Origin of the sequence: Enterococcus sp. 12C11_DIV0727 (assembly GCF_002148425.2) — a bacterium.
Lineage (GTDB): Bacteria > Bacillota > Bacilli > Lactobacillales > Enterococcaceae > Enterococcus_L > Enterococcus_L lemimoniae.
In genome coordinates this window covers 2,535,462-2,551,881 of sequence record NZ_CP147248.1, presented here as the reverse complement: position 1 = coordinate 2,551,881, position 16,420 = coordinate 2,535,462, and the positions used below count along the sequence as shown (strand labels likewise).

At 35.7% G+C, this 16,420-nt stretch carries 15 protein-coding genes; 2 read left to right on the top strand and 13 right to left on the bottom strand.

What is annotated here, in order from left to right:
• The first annotated feature begins 2 nt into the window (after positions 1-2).
• Both A5866_RS12080 and A5866_RS12075 read left to right on the top strand, forming a co-directional pair.
• A complete protein-coding gene (locus A5866_RS12080) occupies positions 3-1,445 on the top strand; it encodes a CehA/McbA family metallohydrolase (RefSeq protein ID WP_086445257.1) in 1,443 nt (480 codons plus the stop codon).
• Entirely contained in the window at positions 1,442-2,149 is a 708-nt protein-coding gene (locus tag A5866_RS12075; protein WP_086277416.1) for an HAD family hydrolase, read from the top strand. Before A5866_RS12080 ends, A5866_RS12075 begins: the two co-directional genes overlap by 4 nt.
• Before the next feature lie 848 nt (positions 2,150-2,997).
• On the opposite strand, the gene A5866_RS12070 is transcribed toward A5866_RS12075, so the two are convergent.
• From A5866_RS12070 to A5866_RS12010, 13 genes are all read right to left on the bottom strand, one after another.
• Entirely contained in the window at positions 2,998-3,900 is a 903-nt protein-coding gene (locus A5866_RS12070; RefSeq protein ID WP_176271365.1) for a helix-turn-helix domain-containing protein, read from the bottom strand.
• 453 nt (positions 3,901-4,353) lie between these two features.
• Positions 4,354-4,953, bottom strand: a complete 600-nt coding sequence (locus A5866_RS12065) for a response regulator transcription factor (RefSeq protein ID WP_086445260.1) — start codon at positions 4,951-4,953, stop codon at positions 4,354-4,356.
• Positions 4,946-6,064 carry a sensor histidine kinase gene (locus A5866_RS12060; protein WP_086277419.1) on the bottom strand — a complete coding sequence of 373 codons (1,119 nt, stop codon included), beginning with the start codon at positions 6,062-6,064 and terminating at the stop codon, positions 4,946-4,948. The genes A5866_RS12065 and A5866_RS12060 overlap by 8 nt, the downstream gene beginning before the upstream one ends.
• A 9-nt stretch (positions 6,065-6,073) precedes the next feature.
• Positions 6,074-6,826, bottom strand: coding sequence for an ABC transporter permease (locus tag A5866_RS12055; RefSeq protein WP_086277420.1), 753 nt, complete (start codon positions 6,824-6,826; stop codon positions 6,074-6,076).
• Complete coding sequence (locus A5866_RS12050; protein ID WP_086445261.1) at positions 6,823-7,707, bottom strand: ABC transporter ATP-binding protein; 885 nt, start codon at positions 7,705-7,707, stop codon at positions 6,823-6,825. Before A5866_RS12050 ends, A5866_RS12055 begins: the two co-directional genes overlap by 4 nt.
• A gap of 167 nt (positions 7,708-7,874) precedes the next feature.
• Positions 7,875-8,582: a hypothetical protein gene (locus tag A5866_RS12045; RefSeq protein ID WP_086277422.1), complete on the bottom strand. Its 708-nt coding sequence runs from the start codon at positions 8,580-8,582 to the stop codon at positions 7,875-7,877.
• A 45-nt stretch (positions 8,583-8,627) separates the two neighbouring features.
• Complete coding sequence (locus A5866_RS12040) at positions 8,628-11,228, bottom strand: YfhO family protein (RefSeq protein ID WP_086445262.1); 2,601 nt, start codon at positions 11,226-11,228, stop codon at positions 8,628-8,630.
• Positions 11,229-11,256: 28 nt separating this feature from the next.
• Positions 11,257-11,871 carry a signal peptidase I gene (gene lepB / locus A5866_RS12035; RefSeq protein ID WP_086445263.1) on the bottom strand — a complete coding sequence of 205 codons (615 nt, stop codon included), beginning with the start codon at positions 11,869-11,871 and terminating at the stop codon, positions 11,257-11,259.
• A gap of 17 nt (positions 11,872-11,888) precedes the next feature.
• Positions 11,889-12,410, bottom strand: coding sequence for a signal peptidase I (gene lepB, locus A5866_RS12030; protein ID WP_339099774.1), 522 nt, complete (start codon positions 12,408-12,410; stop codon positions 11,889-11,891).
• Positions 12,411-12,546: 136 nt separating this feature from the next.
• Entirely contained in the window at positions 12,547-13,212 is a 666-nt protein-coding gene (locus A5866_RS12025) for a hypothetical protein (protein ID WP_086445265.1), read from the bottom strand.
• A gap of 426 nt (positions 13,213-13,638) precedes the next feature.
• Positions 13,639-14,712: a DUF916 and DUF3324 domain-containing protein gene (locus A5866_RS12020; RefSeq protein WP_086445266.1), complete on the bottom strand. Its 1,074-nt coding sequence runs from the start codon at positions 14,710-14,712 to the stop codon at positions 13,639-13,641.
• 80 nt (positions 14,713-14,792) lie between these two features.
• Positions 14,793-15,587: a WxL domain-containing protein gene (locus A5866_RS12015; protein ID WP_086277428.1), complete on the bottom strand. Its 795-nt coding sequence runs from the start codon at positions 15,585-15,587 to the stop codon at positions 14,793-14,795.
• Between the two features lie 27 nt (positions 15,588-15,614).
• The gene (locus A5866_RS12010; protein ID WP_086445267.1) at positions 15,615-16,418 is read right to left on the bottom strand and encodes a WxL domain-containing protein; all 804 of its coding nucleotides are present in this window, start codon (positions 16,416-16,418) and stop codon (positions 15,615-15,617) included.
• Between the last annotated feature and the right edge of the window lie 2 nt (positions 16,419-16,420).

The window sequence follows — 16,420 nt, the reverse complement described above, 5'->3', positions numbered from 1 at the left end:
AAATGAAGTTTAGCATAACTCCTTCTACAGAAAACAGTAGCCCCAATATTTTGTACAAACCCTTTCAGCTTGACCTAGCACTAAGCACAGTCGCTTTGGAAATCACGGTCTTCACAGTTGGAGATATTTGGTGTTCTTATATTCTTTATGACGGAAACGGAAATATAAGGGCAGAATATATTGGACCGTCTACCCCACAACCTGTAATTATCACAGAAAATACCCAATTTTCTCCTAACACAATTGCAGGAAATTTCGGTTCAGCACCATGGTGTTTAGAGGTTTGCGGCATTATGAAAGAAAACACTCCCCTTGAGAAAATAAAAATTGAAATCGAAGTAACTGAAAAAAACAACGCCCAGCTTAAACATTTGAAAGAATCGTTGCCTACTGAAAATCCATGGTATTCTATTAAAAAAGGTGTATTTGAACTAACAGATGAAAACCCTCAAAACAAAAAAGAAGAAACTAAATGGTATCGAGGTGATTTTCATACCCACACTATCTACTCAGATGGAAAAATGAGCCGCGAGGAAAACCTGATCCAAGCTGAGAAAATGGGTCTAGATTTCTTTACCGCAACCGATCATAATATTGTCCCAACTTCTTGGCCTCATTCAACAGAAGTTCTCGTTATTCCTGGAGTGGAAATCACATCTCCACATGGTCACTATAACCAAATTGGTGTTAGAAACAGTCCTTTTCAAGATAAAGGTTTTCTTCTTCTCCAAACTACAGAAAAGTTAGCTAAATCTTTTGAAAAGAAAGAGACACAACAACATTTAAACTCCATCAATCATCCATTTCTAGGAGAATGGAAATGGTTGGCGGGAGAAACAAACTTACACCTGGTGGATGCCATTGAAATTTGGAATGATCCTACGTATCACTTAAATCCTGATGCAACCGAAAAAGCTTTGTTAGCTTGGGATCAAGCATTATCTGATGGGCATAAAATCACTGGTATTGGTGGATCTGATTCACATTTACGACCTGATGATCGCTATCCAGAAGCCGAATTCCCTTCACTTATTGGGGATCCTTCAACCTATGTTTTTTCAGAAAAGTTAGATATTCCGAATATTCTTTCTCGTGTAAAAGCTGGTAATGTTTGGGTTAGCCGTTTTGATTGTAAGATTGATTTTGCTGTAGAAGGTCAGATTGCCGGTAGCCGATTGCCCTATCAAAAACATGTAACGGCCTTCGCCAACGTAACAGGAATCGATACGTGTAGAATTGAATGGATTATCAATGGCGAAATAATGGCTACAGAGGAATCATCAGAGAGTCAACAGTCCTTTGAGTTTGTTAACAATTCTTATAACTACATTCGTGTTACCATTCGAGACCTTGAAGGGAAACTGATCGGCTTTACTAATCCCGTTTATTTTGGAGAGAAACAGCCCAGTCTGACCTATTGGAAGGAGTTAGCTGAGACCTTATGATCAAAGGTATTTTGATGGATAAAGATGGTACACTAGTCTACTTTACAAAAGATTGGGTTCATATGGTTAGAAATTTTATTTTAAAATTCACCGATGGTAAAAAAGCAGAAACTATTTTAGTAGAAATTGGCTATCGCAATGGAATCTTGCTTAGCGATGGATTGTTATCTTCAGCTTCTACTAAAGAAATTATCACGATTATCGCAAGTTATTTAGACTATGATACTGAAAAATTACTTAAAAGTTTTCAATATTATCAATTAGTCTGTCTAAAGGAAGAAAAACTTTCTCTTGAACCTGTTCCAAATCTGGTTGAAACTTTGCATAAACTGAAAGAACAATCGATCATTTTAGGAATTGCTACAGCAGATGATTATGAAAGTACCTTATACACTTTAAAAACCTTAGGTATTGACTCCTATATTGATTTCGTAGGTACCTCAGATCGTTTTCTTGCCAAGCCAAATCGAGAAATGCTGGATGAATTTTGTATCCAAAATCAGTTGCAATACGAAGAAGTTATCCATATTGGTGATACCTCAGTAGACATGGAATTTGCACAAACTTGTTTAGCAGGAATTGGAGTATTATCTGGAAACGGGACAGAGCAAGAACTGAAAAAATACACAGACCATATCATCAATCGTTTAGATGAAGTAATAGACTATTTACCTACTATTCTTTGTTCTGTTACAAAAACTTGAAATGATTATTTTTTTTAAAACTTTTAAACAAGGGTTCTAATAGTATTATATTTTCTATACAGATTGAAAAGCCGACGATGATTCTTTCTTTTCGGCTTTTTTAAAAGTTTACTCGTATCATTAAAGGACTTTTTATCAAGTATTCAACGCTTCTTTAATCACATTCCAACGTTACTATTCTTTTTTGAAACACATCTAGTTAAAGTTTTACTATTATTAATCTCCATATACCTAGTTATTTTTAAGAACCATTGAGACAATTTTTTAACTATATAAAATTGTCTTATTTGCTTAACTTGAATAGACGTATTATTAACGATCGTATACTTAAATCAATTCAGCAGAAACTGTCACCATATTTTGTTGACTTCAAAAATAAGACCCTACAGACAACGAGGAACTCCCGTCATAACTTATGCCTAGTAATATGAGCAAATGTGTGATTGGTAAGATTTTGATAATCTAAATACGCCTACTAAAAAGGAGATGAAGAAAAATTGAAAACCTACCCTAATACTGAACAAAAAGTAATGGCATTTCCTAAAGAAATAAAAGAAGATACTCAATGGATGAGTATCTTCTTTTATTTCTTATTGACCGAATCACAGGATATAAGATAAAAAACTATTGTATTCACTATAAGTTAACACAATTAAACATAAAAATGGTAAACTAAACATGTAGTGATAAGCTACAAAAAGGCGCGCAAATCCCTTTTATGAATCTCTTAGCAGACTTCACCATGCCTATATTGCTAAGGGATTTTTTATTTATACATGGTTTAATTATATTACTATTTGCTTTCTTGTACAAAATAAACAAGAATATTCTGCCAAATTGGCAACATTCTAATATTGCTTATTGAAATGATTTCTAAAAATAATAACTGGTTCTTCATCTGTTGTAAGGATATTTTCTAATTCTAACTTTAACGCAGTAGCTAGTTCATACTCTTCAACAGAATTTAAAAAATTAATCGCTGCTTCTAACTCTTCTTTAGACGTTTGATTTTTATTTTGAACGTAAGACACCATATTCTCTAAAAATTTTAACATGATTTTATAAGGTAAATCATAATTTTCCCGTTCCTTTTTTGCTAAGTCAATATAATAGGCACACTCGCTATACTTCTTTTTTTTGATAAGCGTAGTAATCAAGTTACAAATTAAATTTGTGATAAATTCTTTTGTGGCAGCATTTCGATACTCCATGTCTTTTACAGGGAACGCTCTATTCATAAGAATATCTATTTGATCATCTCTAAATAAATAAATTGTATTAGAGAGAATAGCGTAATCATAATGAAAATAGTATTTTTTTTCATTTAAAAGAGTAAATATTTTTGCTAATTCTGTATCAGATAAAATTAGCACTTCTTTCCATTGATTGGAAAATAAAGTTTTAATGACGATATAATCAGATAATTCTTCTAGCGACATCTCTTGAGAAAAATACAACGTGTTAAAGTATGAAATAATCTTTTCTTTGGTCGTAAGATTTTTGGGATTTACCTTATATTCATACAAGAGAGTTCTCATTGTTTTTCCAACAGAATCATTATCAAAATAATTTGAAAATTCATCCAACGGTATTGATAAGTTGGTTAAAATTTCCAGTAGTTCAGAAAAGGTTAAATTTTTTCTTCCTGATTCAATTTTTGAATATACGGAAGCATCGACATATTTTAATAATTTTCGTTGCGGTAGTTCCTTCTTTTTACGTATATAAAATAGGGTCTCTTGTATATTCAAAATAAAATCATTCCTTTTTTTCTTAAATTGTATCATAATGAATATGTAAAACATAATATTCAAAATGGCAAAGGAGGTATAGCTATGATTATTTCTTCAGTAACACTTGTAACGTTGATCACAACTTTCATTTTAGTTAGTGGTTAAAATAACACTCAGAATCATCAAAGTTGATAAATGAAAGGGTATCTTCTTGACAAAAAATCAACACCTACAAAGGTAGCACCTGTATCGGTTGATACGGGCGCTATTTTTTTAATCAGAATTATGCAAAATAAGTAATTAAGTACTTCTTTATAAAATATACTCTCCAATAATAATGGATAAATTAAATAAATACATTTTATATCATGGTACTTATTGATAAACTAATCAATGAAGAACATTTTTTTACTATCTATCCATTTCCACATTTAATGCCTATTCTTATTTGCTCTAAATGTATCTTCCTAATTAAATCCAGCCTTTTTCCTTAGCAATACTTACTGCGTCAATTCGGTTTTTTGCCCCTAATTTATTCAAAATCTCTGACATATAATTTCGTACCGTTCCGCTCGTCAAAAACAACTTTCCCGCAATTTCCTTTGAGGACAAGCCCTCCCCTACTGCGAGCAATACTTCTTGTTCCCGTTCAGTCAAAGGGTTTTCTTGCTGTGAAAACAGTCCCGTTACAAGTTCAGGTGAATAAAATTTTTTCCCTTGCATCACAGCGCGGATATTTTCAATCAGCTCATCTGTCGGAGTGTCTTTTAGAAGATAACCTGATACGTTCGCTTTCACGGCACGTTCAAAATAGCCTTCTCTAGCAAACGTAGTTAAAATGATCACCTTTTGTTCTCGATACCGTAACTCTTCCGCTATATCTAAGCCCGTTTTTAAAGGCATTTCGATATCAGTCAAGCAAACATCTGGTTGATGCTTTTCAATCAGTTCCAATGCTTCCACACCATTTTTGGCGATCCCTACAACTTCTAAATCCTCTTCTAATCCCAGAATCGTTGCTAAAGCTGATGACAGTACCCCTTGATCTTCAGCGATAATTAGTCTAATCATTGATCGGCTCCTCTTTTTTATCCACAGGCACTGTGAATATCACCTTCATCCCATTTTTTTGAGTAAATTCGAGTTTTCCACAGATGCTTTCGATTCGCTCTTTTAATCCCATCAGTCCATTCCCCTGAATCGAGTCTTTCATTCCTTTACCATCATCTGCAACTGTAAAGATATAATTTACGCCACTCTTTTCAATGATAATCCTACAGTGGCTGGCTCTACTATGACGAATCACATTCGTGACACATTCACGTAAACAGTAACTCACCGTATTTTGGAGGTCTGTAGCTAGCTCGGCAGTTAACTCTTCCCCTTCTGTGGATAAAATGATTTTCGCAGCCCGTAAGCTTTTTTCAATCGTGATCATTTCTTCGGCAATCAAAACATGACGCATGCTCGAAACTATTTCCCGAACTGTTTGCAGGGTTCCTCTGGAGGTCTCTGCAACTTCTGCAATTTCTTTTTTCGCTCGTTCAGAATCTTTGTCTAGCAGTTTTCCTGCTAATTCTGTTTTGATCGTCATAATCGATAACGATTGACCTAATGTGTCATGTAAATCTCTTGCGATCCGATAACGTTCTTCTTGTTTGATCACGTATTCCATCCGCTGCGTAGACTGATACATTTGTTTCCGCAATTCCGCCTGTTTACGAATCGATCGACCAGCAAATGGAGCCGCACAGATAAAAAATCCATACACAAAAATCGTGATTTTCAAATCTTGTGTCACATATTCCGGCAATTGACTTAAACCAAACGGCACAGGTGTTAGTGTGCATAATAACGCAATATAATAATACTTAAACACGTGCTTCTTCATTGGAATAAAACCAATCATCCACGCTGGATAGATAAACAAATAGATATAACCAAAGTACATTGTATAAAACAGTGATATTCCATACATCAACGCCATCCAAAATGGAAACCACTTCCCATTAAATAAACAGTTTCGATAGGTCACCACAAAAATCCCCAGAGTAGCTAGCGCTAGTTGCTTATCAACATTATCATAGGGAAACATTGCGATGATCGGAATCAAAATAAAAATCAACCATATAAACGAAACAAAACCATCCTCTTTTGGATACAACCTAAACTTGCCAATCATAACTTACCCCTAACGTTTTATTTCTTCTTTACGACCATTCAGATATATTGATAATACCATAATTCCTACAAAATAAATGAAGATGATCAAGATTCCTTTGCTATCTGGTAATTGTCCTGCTGCTAGCTGTTTCGCACCTTGTGCTGCATAATAAGTTGGTAAGCCTGTCGCCATTTTTTGAACTATCTCTGGAAACATATCGATCGGCCACCACAATCCACTTATGATCGCAAGCGGCATCAAGATCATATTGTTCAATACACTTGCTGTGTTGGGATCTTTTACAAGACTGACAATCGTGGCTAATGCGACAATCGGTAAACAACCATATAAAATCCACAAGGCACTGAATACCCACGCGCCAAAGTCCATTTGAACACCATTTACAAAATGCCCCACTATGAAAATTACGACTAATAATAACGTATTGATCAAAAACTGGGTTAGAATTTTGCTGAGATAATAGCTTCTTTCAGGCAACGGAGATAAACGTAAAAACTGCTTCACACCTTGCTTACGATCTTCGATCAACGTCATTGAAAAAGAAAAGAGCGAGCTGATCATTACGCTATACGTCGCCATTTGAATCATACTGTCTTTGTAAAAAACAGCCAGATACTCTTCAGGAACCCCCATATTAAATACTTTTGTAAATAGCAAATAGAAACCGACCGGCATGCCTAAAGAAAAAAAGATAAAAGGTTTGCTTCTAAATAACGAGCGGTTTAAATCTGTTTTAGTTTGAATGATCAAAGCGTTCATTTAGTTTCCTCCTCGACTAAGGTATTAAAGACCGTCTCTAAGTTCCCTGGGATAATCAATAGATCTCTAAATTTGATTTTGGCTACGAATAACTCAATAAGTGTTTCATCACTATTTGATGAATATAGCGTTACTTGGTCTTCCTCTTTTTCAATCGTTGAGACATACGGTAAATCTGCCAGCTTTGCTTCATCTTCATTGTCTAACAACTGAAAGGTCAATTTATTTTGCAACATTTCAGCTTGAATACTTGCTAATGTCCCATCATGAACCAGCGTACCTTGTTTCATTAGTAAAATTCGAGTTGCGACTTTTTCAATTTCTTCCAAATAATGTGTGGTCAAGATAATTGTTTTGCCTTGTTCTTTTAATGTATTGATTTTTTTCCAGAAAATTTTACGGCTAGTAACGTCCATTCCGGTTGTCGGTTCATCTAAAAAAAGTAGTTCTGGATTTCCAATAATGGCTAACCCAAATGTTAGGCGTCGTTTTTGTCCGCCAGATAATTTAGTCGTATAGGTATTTTGTTGTTCACTTAACCCAGTTATGTCCAGTAATTCCTCTAGAGAAAGCGGATTAGGATAGAAACTCCGGAACAGAGTTAGTAGTTCTTTGACTTTGACATTTTCTAAAGTCGTACTTTCTTGCTGCATAACACCCATTTTAAGTTTATTTTTTTTATTCATGGGATTTGCCCCTAAGAGACTGATTTCACCAGTTGTTGGCCGGATCAGTCCAGTTAAACAGTTGATCAATGTGGTTTTGCCTGCACCATTTGGACCAACCAAAGCAATGATTTCCCCTTGGTTTACGGTTAAAGAAATAGTATTTAAAATTGTTGTTTTATTAATTGTTTTTGTGAGTTTATTGACTGTGATCATTTTTTTCTCCCCTTTACTTATGTCCTTATTTTATCTGTTTATAAGGGGACTACGTTAGATGATCTTGTCATGGATTTATATGACATTTGTCATGTTCTGTCAATAAATAAAGCGAGCTTGTAGCGTAACTTAAAAAGTTATGCTACAAGCTCGCTTTATTCTGACCCTTACTCAATCGAAATTAATCCATCTATTTCTTTAACCATGTTGTTTTCGTCATAGAAGATCGTTAGAATCCGGCTGGTAGATTGTTGCTTCTTTGCTGTTTCACTATCATTATAGATTTCAATCATTTGGCTAGAACCTTCGTCCTTAGTTTGTGCCATTTTCTGCTCTGCTTGTTTCATTACCTGATCCAAGTCTGGTAATTCCATCGCTTCACCTAGTCTTCTTAAGAGTAAACGAACCGTTTCTCCTTGAAGTTTATTATCTGATGCTGAACATTGAATCACTATCGATTGCTTCGTTAAATAAACTTGTTGTTTTTGTTGATTCACTTGAAAATGGGCTTCTGCTAATCCAGTATAGTTTGGATCAGTAGTCTTTTTTCCTATAACGATTCCTCGAATCGTCAGATTCTCTGCTTCACTTTTGATTGCATACTGCACTGGGGTCTCTAACAACAATGTTTCTTGTGTTAATGCTAATGACCGCTCAAAAAAAAGCGGCATTGTTAAATCGAATTTTTCTTTCATGAGCTTGTTTGCTTCTATTTTAGATAGTTCCGGGTAATCCAATGAACTAAATAAATTTGTACGTTTTTTTGACCAGTTTGCTCCATCATTCTTCTGCTCAGAAATATTTTTTTCGATGCCCGTTTTACATCCTACAAGAAACAGTAAACAAAAGATGACTATTGCCGGAACTTTCTTCATATAATCCCCTCCAATATGCTACCATTCATCAGAACCTTGTTCACTCTAGTACTTGTTACGACGAATCAAATAATATTGATAAGCACCAAAACTAACTATACTCAAGAGAGACAAGAAGCTTCCTAGGAGCAAGCCTTGCGGTCTATAGATAAATTCCACATGGTGTCTTCCCGCAGGAATTGAGATACTTAGTAAACCATCATTGATTGTACGAATGGGAACCTTTTCTCCATCTACTTTTGCTTGCCAGCCTTTATCTGCCGGAATTGTCGTAAATAGAATTCGCTCTTTTTCTGTTGTAACCGTGGCGGTGGCCTTACGCCCTCTTACTTGAAATTTTACGCCTTTTTCTTGTGCTTTTTGTGCGGCCTTTGCATATTTTTCTGTGTTTAACATCATGACTGTTGGATCAACTAATTCCAACTGATCTGTATAATAGAATATGGCTTCCACAGTAATGTCTTGTGCGGTTTCATAATCCCCTAAAGAATAAAACTGTCCTGTTTTTGTTAATAATGTCCTCGTTTTCTGCTTGTCTGACGTAACATGTATTTCAGTACGCTCTTGTCCCCTAAAGTTTGCTGGAAATAAATCCAGATACACTTGAGAGTGAGGATTCACTGCTATTTTCCATTTGATTTTTAGCGGCTCATTTTTTTCTTTTGCCTTTAAAATCAACGTATTTTTATCATACTTAACGCCTTCCTTTAAGATCGCATTCTCTGTTTTGATTATTTCTGGAAAAGCCGTTGCATACAGCGCTTCTTCATTACCAGAGAGGGCCAACAGAAGACTGGCAGGATCATTGGCAAGTTCTTTATCATAAATTCCCTCATCCGTCAAAATCCCCATCGGCAATGCATATTGGTTTTTATACAGTTGATAGTCACCCATCGTATTTATTTTCTCAAAACCTGCTTTAGACACGTCAGTAGATGATAAATTATATTTAACGCCCATCAGTGTATCCATCAAAATAGTATTATTTTGGTATCGGATAGACAAATTCGTATCATATGAGCGAAAGCCTAATGTATTCATATAGAAAGAAGAATGTCGATTTCTGATCGATGAAAACAGGCCGATGCCACTATACCCATAGCGAAAACTTTCATTAGGTGAGCTGGCTGTATTATTTTCCATACGATAAAAGGAGTCGTTTTCGTCTTTAGTCTGTTTAACTAGCTTTTGAATATCTTTATAATCTTTCTCATAACCCGACCGCTCTGCATAGCCCCAATCATCTTGGATGCCTTTCACTAGCAATCGTGTATTCACTCCCACTTCAAAGAAAAAAATCCCCATAAATAGACAGATCAGTATCTTTGTTTGGCCTTTACCTTTATAGTTACAAAAGAAAAACACTAGATAAACTGCTAGAAAAATCAACGTTAGTATAAATGATGTATATGTCAAATAGTCGTATTGCTGACTTTTTGCTGTAACTACTCTGGTAACTGTAAATAACATCATCAACCCAAGAAAAATATTGACCACCTGTTCAAAATCTTCTTTTTTATACGCCGACCAGCCATATCCTGCCAATAATAAAATCGTAAAAGAAAATAAGAAACTGAACCTAAAAAGAAACATATTTGGCGCATGCAATCCATGCCAAAATAAATTCAGCGGTTCCACATAAAAACTAGTCGCCAATATGATCAATAACAGACCATAACAAATTTTTTTGCGTAGTAGTATCTTCTTACTTAAAAAGAAAAATAGGCAAAAAACTAGCGGTAACAATCCCACGTAAATAAACGGAATTGAGCCATAACGAGTCGTATCATAGACACCAACCATATTTTTGACCACTAAATCCCAAGGACCTGTGGCAGCTGTTTTCCAACTCTTCATAGTCGTCAACGCTTCCCCATTCGTCCGTAAGTCGACCAACGCTGGAAATAATAACATCATAGATGCGCCTCCTGCCAGTAACGATGTCAAGAGATAACTTGGCAGGCACTTTAAATAGCGCGTACGATTTGTAAATAAGCGTACAACAAAATAAAGAAATGAATAGACACCAATCATAAAACCAATATAAAAATTGGAGATAAACAACAAGAAATAACTGATAAATAAAAGCCAAGGCTGACGTTTATTCATAATAAGGTGGATACCTAAAATAACCAAAGGAAAATAAATCAGGCCGTCTAACCACATGACCATTTCTGAATTTGCAATCGTAAATCCCATCAAAGCATAACTAACACTCAACAAAAGCTTCCCCCATCTAGGTAGGTGAAATGTTTGAGTAGAGAAAAGCCAAAACGCTAGACCTGCAAAGCCGACTTTTACCAGCGTTAAATAATAAATAAAATCAGGTATATTCTGATTATCAAAAAAATAAACAAAAGAAGTAAAGATACCACCTAAATAATAGCTGATCAATGATAAATAGTTTAATCCTAATGAGCCAAACCAGGTGTAATAAATGCTCTGATCACTTTTCATCAAATTATTGAAACTAGCAAAAAAATTAGCATATTGTCCAAATCCGTCGCTAGCTAAGATACTGATTTTACTACCAGGATAAATACCGATAGAAAAATAGACACCGGCTAATATAACAATGGGCAAGACAAAACTAGCCACAGCATACCTAGTACTCCCTGAGAAAAATAGTGCTCGTTGTTTTTTCATATGTTTCCTTTCTATTCTTATCTAATTTTTAGTGCAGTCTCCCTAAACGAGTTAATGGATAATAACGATACATCGCTACACCTTCAATTTGTTTTGCGGAAACCAAGCCGAAGGAACGGCTGTCATTTGAGTGATTACGATTATCTCCTAACACAAAATAATTATCTGCGGGAATCTGTTTTAGTCCTCCCATTTTATGTGCAACAGCTCTGTTCACTGTGATTTTTATCGTTCCATCAGGAAGGTGACTAGATTTGCTACTCCCTTCAACAGAAAAAGTGGGTTGCTCCTGATTTAAAAATAGACTTGTTCCTTCTAACCAAATATAATCTCCTGGCAAACCAACCACTCGTTTTACGTAAGATTCTTTCTTTTTTTTCAATGGATCTAGCGTCACAATCGAATACCGCTTTGGTATTTCCCCTTTATTTACAAAAATCCGATCGCCATTTTCCAATGTTGGAAACATCGATGAACCATCTACAACATGGGGGCCAACTTTGATTAAAAAAAGGATGCCTAGAAATATACACAAGAAAAAAGTACCATTGGATACTAAAGCCGCGAACTGCATATATGGCTTTTTTGTTTTTTTCCGTTTTCTTGGCGCTGGTTTACTTTTATGATTAATTTTCTTATTCATCTCTCTGTCCTTTGATTTTAGTAGCTAGTCAACGTATGTAACGGCCAAATCCGCATTTCTACTGTTCCAATGATCTCTTTTTCATCCACTAAGCCATAATAACGGGAATCTGATGAATAAGGTCGATTGTCACCTAACACTAAATACTTTCCTGCTGGAATTCGAGCATATTTATTATTAGGGATTTGCTGCAACCGAAAATCCGTTGTTAACAGCTCTTCATTTTGTTCCGCTCGTTTTAGTTGGCTTTGTAAAAAACGTTCCACACTTTCTTGTTGATTGATGAACAGATGATCATTCTTGTATTGGATACTTTCACCTGGCAGCCCGATCACGCGACGAATTGATTTATCTTTGCTATCGGGGACTTTAAAATAAATCAACTTGAAACGTCGAACGGTTCCAAGTCGATTTACAAAAACGCGTTCACCATCATTGACTGTAGGTGCCATACCATATCCTTCACTTTTGGGTAAAGAAAAAAGAGTCATGGACATCACAATAAAAAGAAAGAGCACAATAAAAATAGTCAATCCTATTTCTTTCCACAGCTCTTTCGTTGATTTTATTCTCTTGCTATTCTGGGATAATTTTCGGACCTGACTCCTCGAACGTTTTTTTCTATGGCTGTTATAATCATTTTTCTTCTTTTTTTTAGTCATTGGTTTCATCTGCTTATTTTTTTTGTTTCAATGCACTTTCATTGATTTTAAAATAGGTAATGATTTTGCTTTGCGTTTTTTGTGCTTTTTGTAGATCATTGAGATAGGTTTCACGTATCTCTTGATTACTTAACATTTCAGCACTTTGATTATTCAGATTTAGGCCTAATTCTTTGACCTGATTATAATACCGAGTCAATAGTCGTTGCCCTTCTTCTGTCAAACGGCCATCAGCGCCACGCATCCCGAAACTAGAAAGCTTTGCCGCTAATTCTCTTAAGTTATTTTCAGATTTCTCTGAATTGTGGCTTTCACTCAACGCATCGATTTGATCTTTGGTTTCATTGAGTAAATAATAACCTTGGACGATCCCTTCTGAATCTCTTTCACCTAAATTCGTTGCCTGATAATAACGAGCGTAAAAGGCTGTACTACTTAAGATACCAATAAGAACTACACAAATTACTAAGCCCCAACGCTGTTTCTTACGTTTACCTTTGACTTTTTTCAATGTTCGTCTGATCTTTTTACGTTTCCGGGTATTTTTTGTTTTAATTCTTGTAAGTTGCTGAATTTTTTTTCCTGTACTAAAAAGAAAAAAAATACTAAATAAAGAAAATAGTGCAAAGAGGATAGCACTTGATAGTGTTCCAATAAATACCCAATCCAGTAATGACATACTTCTATCCTCCTAATATAAAAGCGTAATGGGCTCGTTTAGCTCCGACTGGAAAATAGGAAAATATGTTTGTGACGTTTTTTGTCACAGGCAGATTTTGTCTTTTTTCCTAGAGACTAGCCCACGCAGCTAGATAACAGTAAAAGCGTAGTGGGCTCGTTTAGCTCCGACTGGAAAATAGAAAAAATCGATTGTGGTGTTCTTTACCACAAACTATTTTTATCTTTTTCCCGAGGAGTTAGCCTGCGCAGCTAGATAACAATAAAAGCGTAGTGGGCTCGTTTAGTCTCGTAGAAAAATAGGAAAATATGTTTGTGACGCTTTTTGTCACAGGCAGATTTTGTCTTTTTTCCTAGAGACTAGCCCACGAAGCTAGATAACATATGGTGACAACATTCCCCACACTTCACCTTATCCTTTTCAACATCAGCTTTTTTTCCGCCCAGTTGTTTTTCTTTTCTTCTTATTTTTCTTTTTATTTATGATGCGAACTATCACAAATATAATCAAGATCACTACAAGAACACCTACAATAATCATTACAATCAATTGCCAGTTGATTCGGTTTTCTTGTAGTAGACTGACATCCTCTTGGTTGAACTTATCAGCTTCTTCATCTGTGATGATAAAATTTTGTTCCCATTCCCACTTCTCACCAGTCTTAGCCGATACTAAAATATGGGCACGATAATCTCCTGGCACCATTTTTTCACCATTCATTGATACAGGGAAATTGATTTTAGAATTGGGTGCCATCCGCATTTTTGTCTGCTTTGTTTCATATAGAACTTCATCCGATTTTTGTCCCATTATTTGAACATCTACTGCCATGTTATCTAAATAAGCAGGTTGTGTATTGGAAAAATCGATAACAATTGTATTTCGATAATTTTTTAGATCCGCATAGACTTTATTTAATTCTAGATTGGGTTTGATTTTTTTGTCTGTTTCAGTCAATAACATTCCGACTAAATAGGCATATTTATTCTTGATCATACCTGCTTGTTTTTCCGAAGCTTGGTCCCTTTGAATCATATAAATACCACCTGAAATAACACCATCAAAGGTTGTTTCAGGCATCGTTATTTCTAGTTGATAGTCGATTGTTTGTTGGGGCGGGATCACTACGGATTCTTGCCCTTTTACAATTTCAGCAAAGTCATATTTTAACGATGAATCTTTTTCTAAGCTTGAAGGACCATTTTCTAAAACACCATTACTATTAGTTTTTGTCCCATTTAAACTGATATCGACTGTAATTTCCTTCTCTGAGCTGTTACTCATTTGAATAATAGCTGTTTGTTTTTGAGCTGGTTTCATTCTTAAATCAAAGTAACTTACTTCTTTATGTTGATTGTCTGGGTAGATCACTTTATAGGTAAATCCACCACTAGCAGTTTGTTCACTTTCTTTATCTGCCAACACACTATTCGGTAATATAAAGAAAGCTATTGCTATGTATAGGATACTCATTACCCAATTGATTATTCTTTTCTTCATTTTTTTGCCTTCTTTCAAAGAGAACAGGGCTCATCACAGTGATAACATGGATGAGCCTGTTCCAAACATACTTTTATGATTTATTCGCCAGTCTCAGGTACTTCCGGAGCACGTGTATCTGCAATAGTCCAAGTGATTGTTGATGTGTACTCACTTGCTGTTGATAATTTGTTATTTGCTGCTGGAATCCAAAGTTTTACTGATTTATCTGCATTGCTATCAGCAATTTTACCGAAAACTAAATCAAAACGACCAAATCCTTTATCATCCGCATCTTGATTTACAAATTCAGAAGGAGTTGTTCCATCTGTAGCTAATACTTTTGTTGTTGGTGCTGCTGCAGAGTTAATTTGACCAGCATCGCCTGTTGTTGTTAAACGGATGTTATCATATGTGATCGTAGCTGCTTTCAATTCTTTACCCGCTGTATTCGTGAAAGTTGTTGCTTTGGCAGTTAAAGTGTATTTGTTTGGTTTATCATCTGCACGTTCATCTTTAAAGGTGACAAAGTTAGGCATTTCAACTTCGTTTGCTTCATTGTCTTTTTCTGTTGTTTTAAAGATTTTTGCATAGTATTCCCAGCCACCTGCTGTTGCTGAAGTGATTTCATTTGTACCAAAATCAAGTGGTGAAATAGCAATTACTTTCAATGGACCATTATCCGTATTTCCAGTTGGTTCTGTGATTTCAGGACCGTCTGTTTCTGGCGGTGTCACAGTATCCGTTCCAGTACCTTCTTGAGTAAATTTCACTTTACCTGTTGATGAGTGAACTTTTTCATCTCCGCCGTCTGCTTTTGTTGCTGATGGTAAAGCAAGTCCGATTCCGACTGCTGTTAATAACGCTACTCCGCATAATTTGTGTGTTAATTTCATTTCTGTTTCCTCCCAAAATGTTTTTATTTATGGCAACTCAGATAATATCCAAGTTAACATCGTTTGATAGTGGACTGGGTCCTTTTTTGTTTTACCTGGTATGGTTAAAGAGACTGCACTATTTTGATAAATCGGCTGATTGTTGAAAGCCGCATCTACAAATGGCTGTCCATGTTGGTCGATTCTGGGGCTTAGAGTATCTTTTCGCCCCTGACCATTGTCGATCGAAGCACCGAAAATGATCGACCATGTTCCTTCCCCAGTACCTGGTCGTGCCTGTGCTAAGTCGTAGGTCTCACTAATATTATTGATATGGATCACTTCTTTGGAGACACTTGGGGCATACCCTGCACTATTGACTGAATTCGTCCACGATTGATCAAAAGAAATCACTGCCCCTTTTAACTCTTTATTTTTCGTAGACTCATTCCTTAATTGATTTTCTTGGCGGACTTGCAAGGTCCAACCGCTCCCTTTCTCCCGGTAATCCGAGAGTTGTACAAAATTTCCCCTTGCACCTGTTCCGTCTAAAAATAACTGTGCATTTGCATAATACACCTGATCTTTTTCTGAGATCTCGTTATTCCAAAAACTTAACTGAGGAACAAATTCAAATCTTAATGGCCCATCGGTTGTAGGACTTGGCCCGGGATCTACACCTTTATTAGGATGTTCTGGATCAACAACCCCTTTAGGATATTCTCCAGTAAACTGAATTTTTCCATTTTCCGAATGACTAAGTGGCTCAGCATTCACATTTAGTGGTTGTAAAAAGGATAATGTCATGACTACAAATGATAATTGGAGTATTGTACTGTTCTTTTCCAACATGT